Below are 18,936 nucleotides of genomic sequence, written 5' to 3'. Positions count from 1 at the left end.
AGATAAGCATGAAACAATTTCTATTGCTGGTTGCTCTGTTAATCCCTCTGTCAGTAGTTGCAGCACAAAATGATTGCGGAAACATTTCTACAAGTCGACAAGTGGATGCTTGCGCAAAACTGGCAAAAGAGTCAGCAGATGCTAACCTTAATGCTAGTTATAAGCAGCTAATAAGTAGAGTGAAATCTCAGTACCAAGCCGATCCAGCTCTTGGCGAAAATTTCATGGCTAAGCTTAAAGACTCTCAGCGTGCTTGGTTGAAGTTGCGTGATGCGAACTGTGCTCTCGAAGCATTTGAGATTGACGTAGGGCAACCCGCCTATTTGACTACAGTGAATAATTGTATCGCGCGAATGAGCTTGGAGCGTTCAGGTTATTTAGATAAGACACTACCAGATCTTTAAAGAAAATGGGGCGGATTTATTTAAGGTGGATTAGGTTTTGGTAAATGAGTCTGTCCCCATTTTCTGAATAAGCGGTGTTGTAAACGAGAAGACTAGAATAGCCATTGAGCATTGGTTGGATAATGATTACAGGTGCCCAGTTGTGTTTGAAGCATGGGCGATGAGTCAGAGTGTAAGAAGTAACTTGGCCCAGGCGGGGTGTAATATATGGGCTCATGATAGTTTCACTCCCGGAGCGCCCATAATTCTAGTTAGAGATTTTTCAGATTATTTCGAGTTTCCTGCCGAGCGAACTCAAGTCGATTATCAGTCCGTAGGGTATTACCAGTCAGGTAGCTTTGGCGGACCCAATGCTACTAAGGCACATAGTTGGTCCCCTGAAGCTGATATGTCGGTTAAAAATATAACGGGCGCAGCAATCAACCCTTCTCAGCTTAATACTCCTGCGTTATCAACATATCGCACGACCCGAGTGGTAGCAGAGGCAGAATGCTTTGGACGTTTTGATGTGTTGAACGCGTGGGATAATGCTTTGATCTCCGCAGGGCCATGCCACTGGACTATGGGGCTTTTTAACAATGGAAAGTATGGGAAAGGGGAGTTTGTTGGATTTATTGCGTATTTAAAGCATAAAAGCAACGAGACGTTCAATAAGGTTTTTGGAAATTTTGGCTTGTATCCGATATATGATTGGGGCGACTCCAGATTGTACGCGGATGATTTGAAGACTTATTCTGGGTGGGTTAAGCTGACGAATGACACTTTTGTTCAGGCCCAACAAAGTCATGCAGATACAGAGTTTGATGAATTGTTGAAAACCAAGGAAGAAGCACATTATTTAAAAACATGGCACTGGTTTTATAGAATGGGCATGGCCGGCAGAACATTACAAGATTACAAAACCACTATGTGGTCGATGGCCAGGGTCAGGGTTGCAGATATCATGAAAAAAGAAATCACTTTTCATGTTGGAGCCGCGACCGTAACCAGTACCTTAGGTAAAGTCTTTACTTCGGAGAAATCGGTAGCAATTCTTCTAAGGTGGCATGTCTATCGCCCATCTCATGTCGTAAATGATGACTATGAGAAAATCACGCCAATCGTACAGCAGGCGGTAAATGGAACAGTCGGTGTAAACTGGCAGTCTGCGGTGGCTAGTTGGGGGGACGCGCATGAGGTGGCGCTGACAGAAAAATTGTTGTCGGCTGCTGCTGCCATCAACTCGACGATTACCACAAGTATCGCTTTTGGTGCAACTCAGCCTCAGGGCTCAGTTAGAACTGGTAGAAATACCTTTGTCTTGGAAGTTTAACTATGAAATACATTTTTGCTTTTGTAGTGTTTTCTCCTTTGGCTAGCGCCGCCACTGTAGATGTTTGTGATACGTCTGGAGGGGCGAAGCACTTTATTTCAAAATGGTCCGAAGACGGGGATTCGATCGACACGTTATCGAGGCTGACCGGCGATAAATTTTCAGTTCAAGAAGGAGAAGTAGTTTACAACGGTGATCTCAACGGCGATGGCATAAAAGATTTTATCTTTACTTCCTATGGTAGTGAAGGCTCTAGCAAAGATAAAACATACGGCTTTCTAATTCAGTGCAAAGGTTATTTGAAGTTTGTGGGTGGCGACTATTTTGCTAAAGTTGAGGTTTTAGACAAATCTCCTGAAACTATAAGTGGTTTCAAAGATATAAAAGTTTACTCCTATCAGAGAGATGGTGATGGGAATGTTCGTTATAAGGGAAAAGACGCTTTGACCTCGCCTCACAAGTGGAGCTTTAATCCGGAATCAAAAAAGTATGAGGGGGAGTCCGAGTAAGCTATTTCGAAGAGGGATGGATTTAATTATTTGGCGCATTCGCTATCGATAAATAAATCTGTCCCCTTTTCACTTTATGAGGAGGACGAAGCCGAAGAGTATTCGTATTTGTATAAAGAAGGTACTGCACGCTACAAAGCTATGTTTATCGGGCCAAACAAACCGATATCGGGGCAGGAAAGTATTGTTGCGCTGTTTGATGATCAGGTTCATGACTCTCGTGCATGGTTTATGAATACCTCTGCTATTGGTCCGCGCGAGCCATTTACTGACTACTTCCGTATTCGCTTGGTGCACTTCGACAACGAGTCCAACAAGCAGCTGTCCCTGCTAGCAACTGCCGGTCGAGTTATCGGAGTTGGCATCGCCTTGGCCAGCGTTGGATTGAGTATTAAGAAAAAAGACCCACGTATGCTATTGGGGCTGTTCCTACCATCGTTAGCTCGTCCTGTACTCAGCGGAAAAGTTGGGCTTCCAGAAATCAGTGCCTTCGATCCGATCACGGGTATAGCACTACCGATGCTCAACAACCTCGATTCTCTGAGGACATTCACCAAAGAACCAGGCGACTTGGTGGCCAAAGCCGCTGCCTTACCACCGCTGAAGCCATTGACTGCAGCCACCGCTAACACCCCGGCTCTGCAGAAAATTCTGGTAGCCCATCAGGCGCTTGAAGCAGTGGAAGCTGCTCGCAAGAAGGATGCTGGTGCTTTGGCCAGTATGGTGGCGAAAGCGGCTAACGATGAGGACAAGCCCGGTGGTTGGCTTGACTTGGTGGCCGATCAGGCGAGTAACTTGAAGTCTTCTGAAAAGAACGTGTAACTGCAAAACGATAAAAGGGCGGCTCTGAATGAGCCGCCCTTTTTCGTGCGCTACACCTTCGCCCGATGCTCCGCCGGATCCGGCGAATCAATGTGATCCAGCGCTCGCTCCACCAACAACCGAACCCCATCCGCCAGTCTGCTTAGTGCCAAGGCTAAGGAACGTCGTGCGCCGTCCACGTCGTCGGCCAGGTTGGCGGCGATGGCGCTGATGGACAGCAGGTCTTCAGAGGCGTTGGCCAGGAGGGCTTCGGTGTCGATATCGGGGGAGACGGCGAAGAGGTTGCCTTTGCGAGGCTTGGGTTTATCGCCGGGTGGTGGGGCGAAATGGTGGTTGAGCGCGCGTTCGGCGGCTTCGTGGAGTTTCTTCGAATCTAGGGATTCGTAGGGGGATGTGGCTTCGTTTTGTGGTGGATTGGGTGTTGGCTTGATCATAAGTGTTATCCCGTAATTATGGTGCCGACACCGTTTCGCTTGCACTTCGAAAGAGGTGGCAGCTGTGCATAGGTGTGCAAGACCGGCGGGATTACCCGGCAGACCCGAAGGTCTCCCATACACAACTGCCATAACGGTTCGCGAGCATAGGAAAATGCTCGATGAATTGCCATAACCATTGTGTATCCCGCCGGACTTGCACGTCCGTGTCACCGATTTTGCGGCGACGAACAAAGACTATCGGCGAAGCCAAAGGCTGCCTAGTTCACGAACAGCACCGCGTGTTGAAGGAAATCTCCGATGGGGTTGAGTGTAGAAAGATCAAAAGATCGCAGCCTCGTTTCACTCGACAGCTCCTACAGGGGTGGGGTTTGTTTCACAGATTGCATTCCAATGGGAGCATCTGGATTGCGTGACTTGGTAGTCATTGGCGTCAAAAAGATGGGCATCTTCTTCTATCGCTGCACAACAGTGGCGTTCTCGCTTGAAGCCGCTACACTGCGCCGGCCGTTCACTTTTCTCTTGAGGCTGTGCGCATGAAATTTCGTTTTCTTCTGTGGATGCTGGGTTTGTTGATGGGTAAGGCCAGTCGGACTAATCCTGCGTTTCAGCAGCAGTTGGGTGACAAGGAATTGGTGTTCCAGCTACAGACCCTGGACGGGAAAGTGGCGCGGCATTTCTTTGTGAAGGATCAGCGCATTACCAGTAAGTCGGGCGTGTATGCCGAGCCGGCGTTCGCGATTGCGTTCAAGGATGCGGCGTATGGCTTTGCCACGATGCAGGCGAAGAACAAGCAGTTGGCGTTTATGACGGGGATTCAGGACAAGTCGATTCAGATCAAGGGCAATCCGGCGCTGGTGATCTGGTTTCAGGGGTTGACCAAGTATTTGAAGCCGCGGAAGGCGAAGGCTAAAGCCAAGGTTTGAAGTCTTTCAGGTAGACCGAGTTGGATTCATCGCGAGCAGGCTCGCTCCTACAGGGATCACTTAAACCCTGTGGGAGCGAGCCTGCTCGCGATTGCTTTTAGGCCTGGCTGAACTGTGAAGCCAGTTCGCGCAGCAGCACTTCAGCCTCAAGCACTTTGCTGACGACGTCGTTGGCTTTCTCGCGGGTCAAGCCTACACGCTCCAGCAAGGCGTCGGGGATGTCTTCGTCGGGGCCGGAGCCGATGCCGCGGCTGCGCAGCAGGCGTACGGCCAGGCAGACGAGGTTCGGGTACTCGGCATAGGCACCGTCGTAGGTTGGGTCGTGCTGGAAGCGCAGCGCGGTGGCGAGTTCGTCGGGCATGTCCCAGTAGCGCATCAGCCAGGAGCCGATCTGTTCGCGGCTGATGCCGAGCAGGTGTTGCTCGACGTAGCTGTGGCACAGGTGCGGGTTAACTTCCAGGTGACGGCAGATCAGCGAGAAGTGCGGCGGGAACACGTGGGCCAGCAGCAGGTAGCCGAAGTTGTGCAGCAGGCCGGCGAGGTAGGTCAGGCCGGCTTCCGGGCGCTGGGCGCGGGGCATGGCGCGGGTCAGGCCTTCGATGACGGCGGCGGTGTAGATCGATTGCTGCCAGTACGGCGTGGTGTGTTGCGGGTGGTCTTTGGGCAGGCTCAGGGTTTTGCCCAGGGCCAGGCCCAACGCGAGGTTGATCACCAGGTCGAAACCCAGCACGCGCACGATCGCGTCTTCCACTGAACGGATCTTGCCCGGCGACGCGTAGTACGGCGACGCCGCCCAGCTGACGACTTGAGCGGCCAGCGCCGGGTCGGTTTCGACCACACCGGTGATGTCGTCGATGGTGGCGTTGGGGTCGACACGCAGTTTGATGATTTTCTGCGCGGTCTCGGCCAGAGGCGGAATTTCGATGGTCGCTTCCAGGCGTTGCTGGATGCGTCGCGCGGTGAACGCCTGGACGGCCTGGGTGATTTCCTCGCGGTCATCGTCGGGGCGGTCGAGGTTCGGGCGGATGCTGGTCAGGTTCTCGCCGAAGTTGGCGGCGCTGGCCTTGGTCAGCATGGTCTTGAAATCTTCGCTGGTGATTTCCAGCAGCAGGCCCGGCTCGCCCGAGTTGATCAGCAACTTCGGTTCGCGCAGCAGGCTTTCTTCGTACAGGCACGGCGAACTGGTCAGCGCCGGCAGGCCGGGCAGCAGGCTCAGGTTGTGCTTGCCGAGCATTTTGATCAGGCGTTCGGTGGGCACGGCGGTGAGGCGGCGACCGGTCAGTTCGGCGAGTCGATTAAGGTCCAGCAACTGGCTTTGCGGGAATAGCACCATCAAGGCGCCGACCGCGTCGTCCACCAGCACCGCCTGCACTTTGCGCGAGGCGTTGAGGCCGTGGTGATCGAGCACTTCTTCGTAGGCAATGCCCAATTTGCCCAGCAGCAGCCGAATAACAGACGGAGCGTGCAGGGTGTCGGGGGCGAGGGCAGCTTCTGTCATGGTCTGTATCCGTATTCAAACAATTGCAGGAGTATAACCAGCTTGTTTAAAAGCATCGCCGACAAACTGCGACGGTGCTCACACTTGGCCGTATTGCTGCCCATGGCGCAGCCAGCGGTCCAGCAACGGGCTGACGTGATCCGGCCAGCGCTCCAGCAACGCCTGGGCGGCGTCGCGCACGGCGGGCAGCAAATCGGCATCGCGCATCAGGTCGGCGACCTTGAATTGCAGTAGGCCGGTCTGGCGCGTGCCAAGCATTTCGCCGGGGCCGCGCAGTTCGAGGTCTTTTTCGGCGATGACAAAACCGTCGTTGGTTTCGCGCATGATGCCCAGGCGCTGACGGCCAATCTGCGACAGCGGCGGATGGTAGAGCAGCACGCAATGGCTGGCGGCGCTGCCTCGACCGACACGGCCGCGCAATTGGTGCAGCTGCGCGAGGCCGAGGCGTTCGGGGTTTTCGATAATCATCAGGCTGGCGTTCGGGACGTCAACGCCGACTTCGATCACCGTGGTGGCGACCAGCAGTTGCAGATTGCCGGCCTTGAATTCAGCCATGACGGCGGCTTTTTCGGCGGGCTTCATACGGCCGTGAATCAAGCCGACCTTCAACTCGCCGAGCGCGGCGGTGAGGTCTTCGTAAGTGGTTTCGGCGGCCTGGCAAGTCAGCTCTTCTGACTCTTCAATCAGCGTGCACACCCAATAGGCCTGACGCCCTTCGGCACAGGCACCGCGTACGCGTTCGATGACTTCAACGCGCCGTGTATCAGTGACCAATACCGTGTTGACCGGGGTTCGGCCGGGCGGCAGTTCGTCGAGGATCGAGGTGTCGAGGTCGGCGTAAGCGCTCATGGCCAGCGTCCGCGGAATCGGCGTGGCGGTCATGATCAGCTGATGCGGACACATCCGCCCGCCGACGCCTTTCTGCCGCAATGCCAAGCGCTGCTGCACGCCAAAGCGGTGCTGTTCATCGATGATCGCCAGTGCGAGGTTTTTGAACTTCACTTCGTCCTGGAACAGCGCGTGCGTGCCGACCACCATCGGAGCGCCGTTGGCGATCTGTTCAAGCGCGGCCACGCGGTTCTTGCCCTTGAGCTTGCCGGCCAGCCACGCGACTTCGATGCCCAGCGGTTCGAGCCAGCGTTTGAAGGTGATGAAGTGCTGCTCGGCGAGGATTTCCGTGGGCGCCATCAGCGCGACCTGATAACCGGCCTCCAGCGCCTGAAGCGCGGCAAGGGCAGCGACCACAGTTTTTCCTGCGCCGACGTCACCCTGAATCAGGCGCAACATCGGTTCGTGCTGGCTGAGGTCGTAGGCGATTTCGTTGCCGACCCGTTGCTGTGCGCCGGTTGGCGTAAAGCCCAGATTGGCCAGGTATTGCGCCGGCAGTTTGGTGGCTTTGGGCATCGCCGGCGCGCGCAGGGAACGCATGCTCTCGCGCAGACGCTGCTGGGACAGCTGATGGGTCAGCAGTTCTTCGAAGGCCAAACGGTGCTGCGCCCAGTGATGACCGAGGGCGAGTTCGTCGACGTCGGCATCGGCGGGCGGGTGATGCAGGTAGCGGATCGCATCGGCCAGCGGCGCGAGTTGATAGTCCCGGGCCAGTTCGGTCGGCAGCCAGTCGGGCAGGCTGGTCGGGCCGAGCATCGTCAGGGTTTGCATGCACAACTGGCGCAAGCGCTGCTGGGTCAGGCCTTCGGTGAGCGGGTAGACCGGGGTCAGGGTTTCATCCACGGGCGGCGGTTCGTCACCGGTGATGGCGCGGTATTCCGGGTGGTAGATTTCAAGTCCGGAAGCACCGGGCCGCGCTTCGCCGTAGCAGCGAATCCGCGTGCCGCGTTTGAGGCCTTCTTTCTGGGCGTTGCTGAAATGGTAGAAGCGCAGGCTGAGCCCGCCGGTGCCGTCCTGCAGACGCACGACGAGGCTGCGGCGACGGCCCATGACCACGTCGGCGCCGCTGACGGTGCCTTCGATCACGGCGTCTTGCCCCGGTCGCAAATGGCCGATCGGGACTACACGAGTGCGGTCCTGATACCGCAGCGGCAGGTGAAACAGCACGTCCTGGAGATTCTCCAGGCCGACCTTGGCCAGTTTCTCGGCCATGGCCTCGCCGACACCCTTGAGTGCCGTGACCGACACTTGCGACAACTCGGTCATGACAGCAACTTACGCTGCAACCACCGGCACCGGCGGCTTGGCCACCGAGCACAGGCGAATGGAGTCAGCGAGGATTTCAATTGCCTTCGGCCGCGGGAAGCTCGCACGCCACGCAATGGCCACGGTGCGGAATGGCACCGGCGGCGACAGCGGGCGCACTTCGATCACGCCGGGGGCGTAGTGATGGCTGTCGACGGCCGACAGCGGCAGGATCGAAATGCCGAGGCCGGACGCGACCATGTGGCGGATGGTTTCCAGCGAGCTGGATTCCACCGTCGTGTGCTTGGCGCCGTCGTTGCCTTTGGCCAGGGTCGGGCAGGCTTCCAGCACTTGATCGCGGAAGCAGTGGCCTTCGCCGAGCAGCAGCAGGCTCTTGTCGTTGAGCAGGGCGGCGTCGATGGATTCTTTTTGCGTCCACGGGTGCTGGGCCGGCATCAGGACGTAGAACGGCTCGTCGTAGAGCTGCAGGGTCAGGACGTCGGCTTCGTTGAACGGCAGGGCGATGATGATCGCGTCGAGCTCGCCGTTGCGCAGTTTGTCGCGCAGCACGTGGGTGAAGTTTTCTTCGATGTACAACGGCATCTGCGGGGCGACCCGGTGCAGTTGCGGAATCAGGTGCGGAAACAGGTACGGGCCGACGGTGTAGATCGCGCCGACTTTCAGCGGGGCGGTCAGCTGGTTTTTGCCAGCCTGGGCCAGTTCGCGAATGCCTTGGGCCTGTTCCAGGACTTTCTGTGCCTGGGCAACGATGCCTTCGCCAACCGGAGTCAGGCGCACGGCACTCTTGCTGCGCTCGAAAATCAGCACACCGAGTTCGTCTTCAAGCTTTTTCACACCCACCGACAGGGTCGGCTGGCTGACATGGCAACGCTCGGCCGCGTGGCCGAAATGCTGCTCTTGGGCGAGGGTAACGATGTAGCGTAATTCTGTGAGAGTCATAGCAAGCGTCCATGAAGTTGCGAGCCAAGCATACCGGCTGCAATCGATAGACGCACGTTATCAGACTGCATGTGTTGAGTGACACCGGGTAATGCCGGTTTGCCGCTGGCGGATACGCAAAAGGCACCTTTCGGCGCCTCTTTGGCTGGAATCTTCCGGCTGGTGGATTACCTTGTGGGAGCGGGCTTGCTCGCGAATAGGGTGTGTCAGTCAAAGTTGTGGCGACTGTCACACCGCTTTCGCGAGCAAGCCCGCTCCCACAGGTGGTTTTGTGTGCGAGCTAGCGGCGGCGTTTTTCCAGGGAATAGAGGAACGGCGCCGTGATTTCGATGGTGCCATTGGTCAGCATGTCGGCCGGCGGCTTGGGCAGCGGTTGGGCGCGGCGGATCATTTCCAGGGTGGCCCGGTCCAGATCGGCAGTGCCGGAGCGGCCCACCAGTTCGAACGACAGCACATTGCCTTCGGCATCAACGACGAAGCGCAGACGGTTGGTGCCTTCCTTGCCCCGATTCTGCGCGCTCGCCGGATACTTCTTGTACTTGCCCAAGTGCGCGAGCAGGGTGCCTTCCCAACTGGCTTTGGCCGCCTGTTGCGCGGGCGATGGACCTGGTGCCGGTTGCGCGGATTTCTCCGTCGGCGCCTGGGTCGGTTGCGCGTCGCTAGGCTTCTCCTCGGACGGCTTCTCCTTCGGCGGCTCCGGCTTTTTCTCCACAGGCTTGGGCGGTTGCGGCTTCGGCTTGGGTTTGACCGGTTTCGGCACAACGATCTCGGCCTTCGGCACTTCAGCCAGTTTCGGGATCGGCAGTTCTTCCACCGGGGCCGGTGGCTGTGGCGGCGTTATCACCTTCGGCGGGGCCGGCGGTGGCGGGGCCGGAACCGGTGCCAGCTCGACCATCATCGCCTGCGGAGGCAGCTCGATGGGTGGGCGCGCGGTCCAGTTCATCGCCAGCGCAATGGCCAGCGCATGGACGCCCAGCACCACGGCCAGGCTCCCGCTGTAACGCGTCAGCTTATGGCGCGTCGTGATCATTTCTTGACTGCCGTCTCGAGCCCGACCAGACCGACCTTCAGGTAACCGGCGGAGCGCAGGTTGTCCATCACGCTCATCAGGTCGCCGTAATCCACGCCTTTGTCGGCCTGGAAGAAGATCGTCGTGTCTTTCTTGCCCTGAGTCCTGGCGTCGAGGGTGGCGCCGAGTGCTTCGGCCTTCACTTCTTCTTCACCGAGGTACAGGCGCTGGTCAGCCTTGACGCTGAGGAACACCGGTTTCTCTGGCCGCGGCGCCGGTTTGGCGCTGGAGGCGGGCAGGTCGACCTTGATGTCCACGGTGGCCAACGGAGCGGCCACCATAAAGATGATCAACAGCACCAGCATCACGTCGATGAACGGCGTGACGTTGATTTCGTGGTTCTCGGCCAGATCGTCGTCTGCGCCTTCTTTCAAATGCAAGCCCATGGCTGATTACCCTACTTTGACCACGTGGGGTTGCGCAGAGCGCTCGGCGGTCGGCAGGTGATCGAGGTCACGGCTGACCAGCAGCAGGACTTCAGCCGAAGCATCGGACACTTGCGCCTTGTAGCCGGCGATGGAGCGAGCGAAGACGTTGTAGATCACAACAGCAGGAATCGCCGCAACCAGACCCAGCGCGGTCGCCAGCAGGGCTTCGGCGATGCCGGGCGCTACGACGGCGAGGTTGGTGGTCTGGGTTTTGGCGATGCCGATGAAGCTGTTCATGATGCCCCACACGGTGCCGAACAGGCCCACGAACGGCGCGGTGGAACCGATGGTGGCGAGGACGCCGGTGCCGCTGCTCATGTTGCGACCGCAGGCAGCCACCAGGCGCTCGAGACGGAAGGCAACACGTTCCTTGATGCCTTCTTTTTCGCGGCTGTTGACCGACAGACGCATCTCTTCCAGGGCGTCATGCACCAGCAGGTTGGCGAGGGTGCCTTGCTTGGTCGCCGTCGCGCTGGCTTCTTTAAGGGTGGTGGCTTTTTTCAGGTGGACGATTTCAGTGCGCAGACGACGCTTGGCGCCCATCAGCTCGAAGCCCTTGGCGATCCAGATGGTCCAGGTGATGATCGAGGCGATGGCCAGACCGATCATCACGATTTTCACGATGATGTCGGCGTTCTGGTACATGCCCCAAGGCGACAGGTCGTGGGCCATGCCCAGGGTATTGTCGGCTTCGAGAACTTCAGGAACGTCTTCAGCGTCTACTGCCTGGGCCGGGTCGGTTGCGGCTGGCGCTACGGCGGGGGCGGCATGATCAGCCGGGGCTGGCGCAGCGGCAGCGGCCGGAGTAGTTGGTGTGGCTGGCGCTTGTGCGTCAGCGAAAGCGGCGGTTGGTGCCAGCATCAGGCTGAACAGCAGGGCGGCCACTGCGCTCCAGGCGCGAGGTCGTTTGGTTGGCGAAGCGGGGAATTGATTGCGTGTCATGCTGGCCGGACCTGAAATAGAAAAACGGTAAATGCTCTTCCAGGCCTCGTAAGGCCGAGAACAAAAGTGGCGTGCATTATTGCAAGTAATTCTTGTTAACAAAAGTAATAGAGTATCTTTTTTTCCTTCATTGCTAGCCGCTCGTCCATTGCCGGCGCTAGTCTGTGCCTTTCTGATGGGAGTTTTCTGATGTCTGCGCCTTCTGTTTTGATTGCCGGTTGTGGTGATGTCGGCAGTCGTCTGGCCACGCAATTGGTGGCTTCCGGGTGGGAAGTTCATGGCCTGAGGCGTGACGTTTCGCGCCTGCCCGAGGGAGTCATTGGCGTTGCCGGCGACTTGTTCAATAAGGACTGTCCTGAGACGTGGCCCATCGGTGCGGTGGATTACCTCGTGTATTGCGCGGCCGCTACCGATCATGATGAAGCCGGTTATCGCGCTGCTTATGTCGAGGGCTTGCAGCATGTATTGGAATGGCTGAACGACTATGGCCAGGTGCCCAATCGCTTGCTGTTCGTTTCCAGCAGCAGTGTGTATGGGCAGCAGGAGGGTGAGTGGGTCGACGAGACTTCGCCGACCATTGCATCAGGCTATTCGGGCCGATTGATGCTCGAGGCCGAGCAAGTGGCACTCCAGAGCGGCATCCCGGCGAGCATCGTGCGTTTGACCGGCATTTACGGCCCCGGCCGCGAATGGCTGCTGACCCAAGTGCGTCGCGGCTATCGCGTGGCCGTTGACCCGCCGCTGTATGGCAACCGTATCCACGCTGACGATGCGGCGGGGCTGATGGCGTTTCTGCTTGAAGCGGATCGGCGCGGCGTGGCGCTGGATGACGTCTATATCGGTGTCGACGACGCGCCCGCGCCGCTGGCCGAAGTGGTGGGCTGGTTGCGCGAGTATCTGGGTGTCACTGAATGGGCTGAAGATCAGAGCGTGCGTCGCACGGGTAGCAAGCAATGCAGCAATGCCCGGGCAAAGGCCTTGGGCTGGACGCTGAAGTACCCGACCTATCGCGAAGGCTACGCCGCGATTCTCGAAGGCCGCGGCTGACTTCCATACACCCAAAACAACTGTAGGAGCGAGGCTTGCCCGCGAAGGCGTCATAACTTTCAACATCTCTGTTGACTGTTACGTTGCCTTCGCGGGCAAGCCTCGCTCCTACAATTGGTTTTGTGTTGGCTTTTAAAAGCGGGTTACTGCTTTTCCAGTAACCACTTACGCTCGCCCGGCGTGAACTGAGGCATCTCGTCCGCCTGAGCCGTGTTCACCGCCTGCACAATCTCCAGTTCCTTGCCCTTGCGCGCAAAGATCCAGGTATTGCCCTGGCCGTTCACTTGCAGCCACATATTGTCATTGCCGCCGCTCATCGACGCGCAATCGCCCGCCAGGCACAGGGCATAACGATCGGCCCCCGGCAAACCGGCAACCTGGCCATCGGCCTGGAATTGCACGGAATTGCCTTCGCCCGGACCGCTGACAATTTTCCAGCTGCCGCCCATGTAGGCGGTGTACAGCGCGCGTTCGAAGCTCGCGCCAATCGGTGCGCCGTCCGGCACTGGAATCAGCGCGCGGTCAAAGACCTGCTCCGGCTCGTTTTCGCTGGCAGCCTGGCTCAGTTGTTTGCCGTCACGCTTCAGCTCACTGGCGGAGCTGCCATAAAAGTCGACTTTCCAGGCGCCGGACTCTTCGCCCAGCAGCTTGCCGTCCACGTTTTCAAAACCGTTGGTGTAGCGGGCCTGGCCGGCCTTGGTGTTGACGTCCCATTCCAGGTTCGGGCCGTAAGCCTGGAGCGCTTCACGCAGGGGGCCGCCTTTGGACGCAGCGTCGATCGCCACCTGATTGATCCAGGTGCCGCTGATATCACGATCGGCAGGGTTGCTGGCACAACCGCCCAAGAGAAGGGCGACCAGCGAGAGAGCTAGCGCATGGCGCATGGTGGAATCCTTTCAGAACGAAGTCGGCGCAGCCTCGAAAAGCTGCGCCGGATGTATTACTCGATGACCAGGATGGCATCCATTTCAACCTGCGAACCCTTTGGCAGGGCAGCTACGCCGATGGCGGCGCGGGCAGGGTATGGCTGGTCAAAGTACTTGCCCATGATCTCGTTGACCTTGGCGAAGTGGCTCAGGTCGGTGAGGAAGATGTTCAGTTTGACGATGTCCTTGAACGAACCGCCAGCCGCTTCGGCGACGGCTTTGAGGTTCTCGAACACCTGGACGGTCTGGGCTTCGAAGCCTTCAACCAGTTCCATGGTTTTTGGGTCCAGAGGAATCTGACCCGACATGTAGACGGTGTTGCCAGCCTTGATCGCCTGGGAATAAGTACCGATAGCGGCCGGGGCCTTGTCGCTGGTAATAACAGTCTTGGTCATGAATGACTCCTTGTAAGGGTGGGCTTAGGCGCGCATGCGGGTGATGCGAATCACCCCGGTCAGTGCGCGCAGTTTCTTGATCACGCGGGCCAGGTGCACACGGTCGTGCACGCTGACCACCAGTTGGACCACGCTGATGCGACCATCGCGCTCGTCCATGCTGATTTTCTCGATATTGCCGTCGGCCGCGTTGACGCTGCTGGCCAGCAGGGCGATCAGGCCGCGCTGGTGTTCCAGTTCGACGCGCAGCTCGACGTTGAATTCGCCGGTGACATCCTTGGCCCACGAGAGCTGGATGCATTTTTCCGGGTTGTGACGGATTTCGCTGATGTTGCGGCAGTTGTCCAGGTGCACAACCATGCCTTTGCCCGCCGAAAGGTGACCGACAATCGGGTCGCCCGGGATCGGTGTGCAGCACTTGGCGTAGCTGAGGACCAGGCCTTCGGTGCCACGAATCGCCAGCGGGCCTTCCGGACTGGGCAGCTGTTCGCCTTCGCCGAGCAGGCGGCGGGCGACCACGTAGGCCATGCGATTGCCCAGGCCGATGTCTTCCAGCAAGTCTTCAATCAGTTCGAGACGGTATTCGGTGAGCATCGCCTTGACGCGGTCGCCCGGTACTTTTTCCAGCGAGCTGTCGAAACCGTTGAGCACTTTGTTCAGCAGGCGTTCGCCGAGGCTGATGGATTCGGAGCGGCGTTGCAGTTTCAGCGCATGGCGGATGTGGGTCCGCGCCTTGCCGGTGACCACGAAGTTGAGCCACGCCGGGTTCGGACGCGCACCGGGAGCGCTGACGATCTCGACCGTGGAGCCGCTTTGCAGCGGTTCGGACAGCGGTGCGAGACGACGATTGATCCGGCAGGCGATGCAGCTGTTGCCCACGTCGGTGTGTACCGCGTAGGCGAAGTCGACCGCCGTGGAGCCTTTGGGCAGCTCCATGATTCGGCCTTTGGGCGTGAATACGTAGACCTCGTCCGGGAACAGGTCGATCTTCACGCTCTCGATGAATTCCAGCGAGTTGCCGGCGCGTTGCTGCATCTCCAGCACGCCTTTGACCCACTGGCGCGCGCGGGCGTGGGTGCCTTTTGGCTGCTCGTCGCCGCTGGATTTGTACAGCCAATGGGCGGCGATGCCGTTGTTGGCCATCTCTTCCATTTCACGGGTGCGGATCTGGATCTCGATCGGAACACCGTGCATGCCGAACAGCGTGGTGTGCAGCGACTGGTAGCCGTTGGCCTTGGGGATCGCGATGTAATCCTTGAAGCGTCCCGGCAACGGTTTGTACAAATTATGCACAGCACCCAGCACGCGGTAGCAGGTATCGACCTTGTCGACGATGATCCGGAACGCGTAGACGTCCATGATCTCGTTGAAGGCCCGACGCTTGCCGCGCATTTTCTTGTAGATGCCGTAGAGGTGTTTCTGGCGACCGCTGACCTCGCCCTGAATGCCATCGATGGCCAGGCAGTGGCTGAGGGACTCTTCGATCTTGTTGACGATTTCCTTGCGATTGCCCCGGGCGCGCTTGACCGCCTGGTTGATCCGCGCGGAACGCATCGGGTGCATGGCCTTGAAGCCGAGGTCTTCGAATTCTATGCGGATGGCGTGCATGCCCAGCCGGTTGGCGATGGGCGCATAGATTTCCAGGGTTTCCTTGGCGATCCGCCGGCGCTTTTCACCGGACAGGACTTCCAGCGTGCGCATGTTGTGCAGGCGGTCGGCGAGCTTGACCAGGATCACGCGAATGTCGCGCGCCATGGCCATGGCCATTTTCTGGAAGTTTTCGGCTTGGGCTTCGGCTTTGGTCTCGAAGTTCATCTGGGTCAGTTTGCTGACCCCGTCGACCAGCTCGGCCACGGTTTCGCCGAACTGCGCTTGCAGCGCTTCCTTGGCAATGCCGGTGTCTTCGATCACGTCATGCAGCATTGCAGCCATCAGGCTCTGATGGTCCATGTGCATGTCGGCAAGAATATTCGCCACTGCAAGAGGATGCGTGACGTACGCCTCACCGCTGCGGCGGCGTTGGCCGTCGTGGGCTTGTTCGGCGTAGAAGTACGCTCGGCGGACCAGGTTAACCTGGTCTTTGCCGAGGTAGGTCGATAAGCGATCGGCGAGGGCGTCTATGCTCGGCATGATGACTCCTGCCGTTCGCTGTGACCCCGCGCCGTGCTACGTCGACCAGGCATAGGCTTAGACGGCCTCGTTGGACTCGTCCTCGAACGCTGCGAACAGCGGTTCGTCTTCGACGATTTCAGCATTGGCGATGAACTCGTAGCTCATCAGGCCTTCAGCGATTTCACGCAAGGCTACAACGGTAGGCTTGTCGTTTTCCCACTGTACCAGTGGCTCTTTGCCGCCGGTGGCCAGTTGACGGGCACGCTTGGTGGACAGCATGACCAGCTCAAAACGGTTTTCCACGTGGTTCAGGCAGTCTTCAACGGTTACGCGGGCCATGGTATTCCTCGGAGCGAATGCAATATGCGCGCTGCCCGGGTGGGCGAGCGGACTCAACAGTTTAAAAAATCACCAGCGATTAGGGAAGCGCTGATTTTTTGACCAAGCCCTTCAACGCGCTGCAAGTGCCAATGTAAAGCCCTTGCAGCGGTTTTGGGAAGGGCTCTTTAGCCGAGCAATTCAGCCAAAAGTTTTCCGTTACGCTGCTGCTGACGCTTCTGATGCAGCTGATTGGCACGGAAAATCGCCTGCAAATCCTTCAGCGCGTGGGCGAAATCGTCGTTGATGATCAGGTAGTCGTAGTCGACGTAGTGGCTCATTTCGCTGACGGCTTCGCGCATCCGGCCTTCAATGACTTCGTCGCTGTCCTGGCCGCGATTGTTCAGGCGCTGGTGCAAGGCTTGCAACGACGGCGGCAGAATGAAGATCGAGCGAGCCTGGGGCATCAACTTGCGCACCTGCTCGGCGCCCTGCCAGTCGATTTCCAGAATCAGGTCGTGGCCTTCATCCAGAGTCTGCTGCAGGTGGCTTTGCGAGGTGCCGTAGAGGTTGCCGAACACTTCGGCGCGCTCAAGGAAATCCCCGTGCTCGATCATCTTCACGAATTCGCCGCGTTCGACGAAGTGATAGTTCACGCCGTTCACTTCACCGGGACGCATGGCGCGGGTGGTGTGGGAGACCGAGACGCGGATCTCCTGATCAGCGTCGGTCAGGGCCTTGACCAGGCTGCTCTTGCCCGCGCCCGAGGGGGCGGAAATGATGTACAGGGTGCCGGTGCTGTGGGTCATGTCAGGTTTGCCTTACTCAATATTCTGCACTTGTTCGCGCATCTGCTCGATCAACACTTTGAGGTTGACCGCTGCCTGGGTGCTGCGCGGGTCGAAGGCTTTGGAGCCCAGTGTGTTGGCTTCGCGGTTGAGTTCCTGCATCAGGAAGTCCAGGCGCCTACCGGCAGCACCACCGGATTTGAGCACCCGGCGAACTTCAATGATGTGAGTGCTCAAGCGATCCAGTTCTTCGGCGACGTCGCTCTTTTGCGCGAGCATGACCATTTCCTGTTCCAGGCGCTGCGGGTCCATCTCGGCTTTCATGTCGGCAAACCGATCGAGGACTTTCTGGCGCTGGGTGGCGAGCATCTGCGGGACCAGTTCGCGCAGGGTCACTACGTCTTCTTCAATGGAGGTCAGGCGATCGTTGATCAACCGCGCCAGCTCCGCGCCTTCGCGCTCGCGGCCGGCCTTGAGTTCTTTCAAGCCTTCATTGAACAGCGCCAGTGCTTCGGCATTCAGGGCTTGCGGATCGGTGGCGTCGCCCACCAGCACGCCGGGCCAGGCCAGGACTTCCAGCGGGTTCAGCGCAGCCGGATTCTTGATCAGGCTGGCGATGGTCTCGGCGGCAGCAACCAATTGCGCGGCGCGCTCGCGGTCCACTTGCAGGGGTTTGTCGGTGTTTTCTTCGGTGAAGCGCAGGGTGCATTCGAGCTTGCCCCGGGAGATCCCCTGGCGCAGCGCTTCGCGGACCGCACCTTCGAGGTCGCGAAACGACTCCGGCAGGCGCAGGTGGGGTTCCAGGTAGCGGCTGTTGACCGAGCGCAATTCCCAGCTCAGGGTGCCTTGGGCGCCGGCTTTTTCAACGCGGGCGAAGGCGGTCATGCTGTGCACCATGGAGGTACCTCGCAATTCAGGTTTGCGTTACCAAAGGTTTCGCGGGACCTGATATCTGTGAATTAAAGCCGACAGGCAGCAAAGGCGCAGGATTGTAGCGCAGTGGGGCGGATGCGCCCAAACACACGGTGTGACAAAGGGCTGCAGGCCGTCGGTAAAGCGCTGTTCTAAGCTCTAGTCAGCGCCTTCAATCGTCGGGTGGATTTTTTAGAAGTGCCCAGTCTTGGCGCGCGGCTCTATAATGCTCGGCAGTTTTCCGTCCCCCGTACAGGTATTCCCTATGAAACGTCCAAGTGGTCGCGCTGCCGATCAGCTCCGCTCGATCCGCATTACCCGCAACTACACCAAACACGCCGAGGGATCCGTACTGGTCGAGTTCGGTGATACCAAAGTCATCTGCACCGTCAGCGTCGAGAACGGCGTGCCGCGTTTCCTGAAAGGCCAGGGCCAGGGCTGGTTGACCGCCGAATACGGCATGCTGCCGCGTGCCACTGGCGAGCGTAACCAGCGTGAAGCGAGCCGCGGCAAGCAAGGCGGTCGCACTCTGGAAATCCAGCGTCTGATCGGTCGTTCCCTGCGTGCTTCGCTGGACATGTCCAAGCTGGGCGACGTCACCCTGTACGTCGACTGCGACGTGATCCAGGCTGACGGCGGCACCCGCACCGCGTCCATCACCGGCGCCATGGTTGCACTGGTCGATGCCTTGAAAGTGATCAAGAAGCGTGGCGGCCTGAAAGGCGGCGACCCGCTCAAGCAAATGATCGCTGCTGTTTCCGTTGGCATGTACCAGGGCGAGCCGGTGCTCGACCTCGACTACCTGGAAGACTCGGCTGCCGAGACGGACCTGAACGTGGTGATGACCAGCACTGGCGGCTTCATCGAAGTTCAGGGCACGGCCGAAGGCGCACCATTCCAGCCGGAAGAGCTGAACGCTATGCTTGAACTGGCGAAGAAAGGCATGACCGAGATCTTCGAACTGCAAAAGGCCGCACTGGCCGACTGATCGGATGTTCCAC

The 18,936-nt window shown here is 58.5% G+C and carries 20 protein-coding genes; 7 read left to right on the top strand and 13 right to left on the bottom strand.

Going from position 1 to position 18,936, the window contains the following annotated elements:
- Positions 1-8: 8 nt before the first annotated feature.
- The 4 genes from ACA049_RS30075 to ACA049_RS30060 all read left to right on the top strand — a co-directional run bounded on the left by ACA049_RS30075 (position 9) and on the right by ACA049_RS30060 (position 3,047).
- Positions 9-404 (top strand): lysozyme inhibitor LprI family protein, encoded by a 396-nt coding sequence (locus ACA049_RS30075; RefSeq protein ID WP_497331946.1) that lies wholly within the window; start codon positions 9-11, stop codon positions 402-404.
- A 142-nt stretch (positions 405-546) separates the two neighbouring features.
- A complete protein-coding gene (locus ACA049_RS30070; protein ID WP_497331944.1) occupies positions 547-1,716 on the top strand; it encodes a hypothetical protein in 1,170 nt (389 codons plus the stop codon).
- A gap of 2 nt (positions 1,717-1,718) precedes the next feature.
- Entirely contained in the window at positions 1,719-2,225 is a 507-nt protein-coding gene (locus ACA049_RS30065) for a hypothetical protein (RefSeq protein WP_497331942.1), read from the top strand.
- A gap of 30 nt (positions 2,226-2,255) precedes the next feature.
- Positions 2,256-3,047, top strand: a complete 792-nt coding sequence (locus ACA049_RS30060; RefSeq protein ID WP_497331940.1) for a T6SS phospholipase effector Tle1-like catalytic domain-containing protein — start codon at positions 2,256-2,258, stop codon at positions 3,045-3,047.
- 50 nt (positions 3,048-3,097) lie between these two features.
- Here the strand turns inward: ACA049_RS30060 and ACA049_RS30055 are convergent, their stop codons facing one another.
- A complete protein-coding gene (locus tag ACA049_RS30055) occupies positions 3,098-3,481 on the bottom strand; it encodes a DUF6124 family protein (protein WP_497331938.1) in 384 nt (127 codons plus the stop codon).
- A gap of 536 nt (positions 3,482-4,017) precedes the next feature.
- Here ACA049_RS30055 and ACA049_RS30050 point away from each other — a divergent pair.
- Positions 4,018-4,407 (top strand): hypothetical protein, encoded by a 390-nt coding sequence (locus ACA049_RS30050; protein WP_008030620.1) that lies wholly within the window; start codon positions 4,018-4,020, stop codon positions 4,405-4,407.
- A gap of 97 nt (positions 4,408-4,504) precedes the next feature.
- On the opposite strand, the gene ACA049_RS30045 is transcribed toward ACA049_RS30050, so the two are convergent.
- The 6 genes from ACA049_RS30045 to exbB all read right to left on the bottom strand — a co-directional run bounded on the left by ACA049_RS30045 (position 4,505) and on the right by exbB (position 11,437).
- Complete coding sequence (locus ACA049_RS30045) at positions 4,505-5,905, bottom strand: aminoacyl-tRNA deacylase and HDOD domain-containing protein (RefSeq protein ID WP_497331936.1); 1,401 nt, start codon at positions 5,903-5,905, stop codon at positions 4,505-4,507.
- 78 nt (positions 5,906-5,983) lie between these two features.
- On the bottom strand, positions 5,984-8,059 hold the full coding sequence (gene recG / locus ACA049_RS30040; RefSeq protein WP_497331934.1) for an ATP-dependent DNA helicase RecG: 2,076 nt from the start codon (positions 8,057-8,059) through the stop codon (positions 5,984-5,986).
- A 9-nt stretch (positions 8,060-8,068) separates the two neighbouring features.
- Complete coding sequence (locus tag ACA049_RS30035) at positions 8,069-8,998, bottom strand: hydrogen peroxide-inducible genes activator (RefSeq protein WP_109626744.1); 930 nt, start codon at positions 8,996-8,998, stop codon at positions 8,069-8,071.
- A 280-nt stretch (positions 8,999-9,278) separates the two neighbouring features.
- Positions 9,279-10,028 (bottom strand): energy transducer TonB family protein, encoded by a 750-nt coding sequence (locus ACA049_RS30030; RefSeq protein ID WP_497331932.1) that lies wholly within the window; start codon positions 10,026-10,028, stop codon positions 9,279-9,281.
- Entirely contained in the window at positions 10,025-10,453 is a 429-nt protein-coding gene (exbD, locus tag ACA049_RS30025; RefSeq protein WP_109626740.1) for a TonB system transport protein ExbD, read from the bottom strand. Before exbD ends, ACA049_RS30030 begins: the two co-directional genes overlap by 4 nt.
- Positions 10,454-10,459: 6 nt before the next feature.
- A complete protein-coding gene (exbB, locus tag ACA049_RS30020) occupies positions 10,460-11,437 on the bottom strand; it encodes a tonB-system energizer ExbB (protein ID WP_497331930.1) in 978 nt (325 codons plus the stop codon).
- A gap of 189 nt (positions 11,438-11,626) precedes the next feature.
- Here exbB and ACA049_RS30015 point away from each other — a divergent pair, with 189 nt between their 5' ends.
- Complete coding sequence (locus ACA049_RS30015) at positions 11,627-12,484, top strand: SDR family oxidoreductase (protein ID WP_497331928.1); 858 nt, start codon at positions 11,627-11,629, stop codon at positions 12,482-12,484.
- Positions 12,485-12,627: 143 nt separating this feature from the next.
- Here ACA049_RS30015 and ACA049_RS30010 read toward each other — a convergent pair whose 3' ends face one another.
- From ACA049_RS30010 to ACA049_RS29985, 6 genes are all read right to left on the bottom strand, one after another.
- Entirely contained in the window at positions 12,628-13,368 is a 741-nt protein-coding gene (locus ACA049_RS30010) for a hypothetical protein (RefSeq protein WP_497331926.1), read from the bottom strand.
- Between the two features lie 56 nt (positions 13,369-13,424).
- The gene (locus tag ACA049_RS30005; RefSeq protein ID WP_003229509.1) at positions 13,425-13,805 is read right to left on the bottom strand and encodes a RidA family protein; all 381 of its coding nucleotides are present in this window, start codon (positions 13,803-13,805) and stop codon (positions 13,425-13,427) included.
- 24 nt (positions 13,806-13,829) lie between these two features.
- Positions 13,830-15,935, bottom strand: a complete 2,106-nt coding sequence (gene spoT / locus ACA049_RS30000) for a bifunctional GTP diphosphokinase/guanosine-3',5'-bis pyrophosphate 3'-pyrophosphohydrolase (RefSeq protein ID WP_497331924.1) — start codon at positions 15,933-15,935, stop codon at positions 13,830-13,832.
- 57 nt (positions 15,936-15,992) lie between these two features.
- Positions 15,993-16,256 (bottom strand): DNA-directed RNA polymerase subunit omega, encoded by a 264-nt coding sequence (gene rpoZ, locus ACA049_RS29995; protein ID WP_007894670.1) that lies wholly within the window; start codon positions 16,254-16,256, stop codon positions 15,993-15,995.
- 167 nt (positions 16,257-16,423) lie between these two features.
- Positions 16,424-17,044: a guanylate kinase gene (gene gmk / locus ACA049_RS29990; protein WP_010465215.1), complete on the bottom strand. Its 621-nt coding sequence runs from the start codon at positions 17,042-17,044 to the stop codon at positions 16,424-16,426.
- A 12-nt stretch (positions 17,045-17,056) separates the two neighbouring features.
- Positions 17,057-17,920 carry a YicC/YloC family endoribonuclease gene (locus ACA049_RS29985; protein WP_033059347.1) on the bottom strand — a complete coding sequence of 288 codons (864 nt, stop codon included), beginning with the start codon at positions 17,918-17,920 and terminating at the stop codon, positions 17,057-17,059.
- A 280-nt stretch (positions 17,921-18,200) separates the two neighbouring features.
- Here ACA049_RS29985 and rph point away from each other — a divergent pair, with 280 nt between their 5' ends.
- Positions 18,201-18,923, top strand: coding sequence for a ribonuclease PH (gene rph, locus ACA049_RS29980; protein ID WP_010465211.1), 723 nt, complete (start codon positions 18,201-18,203; stop codon positions 18,921-18,923).
- Positions 18,924-18,936 lie beyond the last annotated feature (13 nt).

The sequence above is a fragment of the Pseudomonas sp. LBUM1662 genome (genome assembly GCF_059695915.1).
The sequence above is the reverse complement of the archived record's forward strand: the minus strand, read 5'-3'. Positions and strand labels throughout refer to the sequence as shown.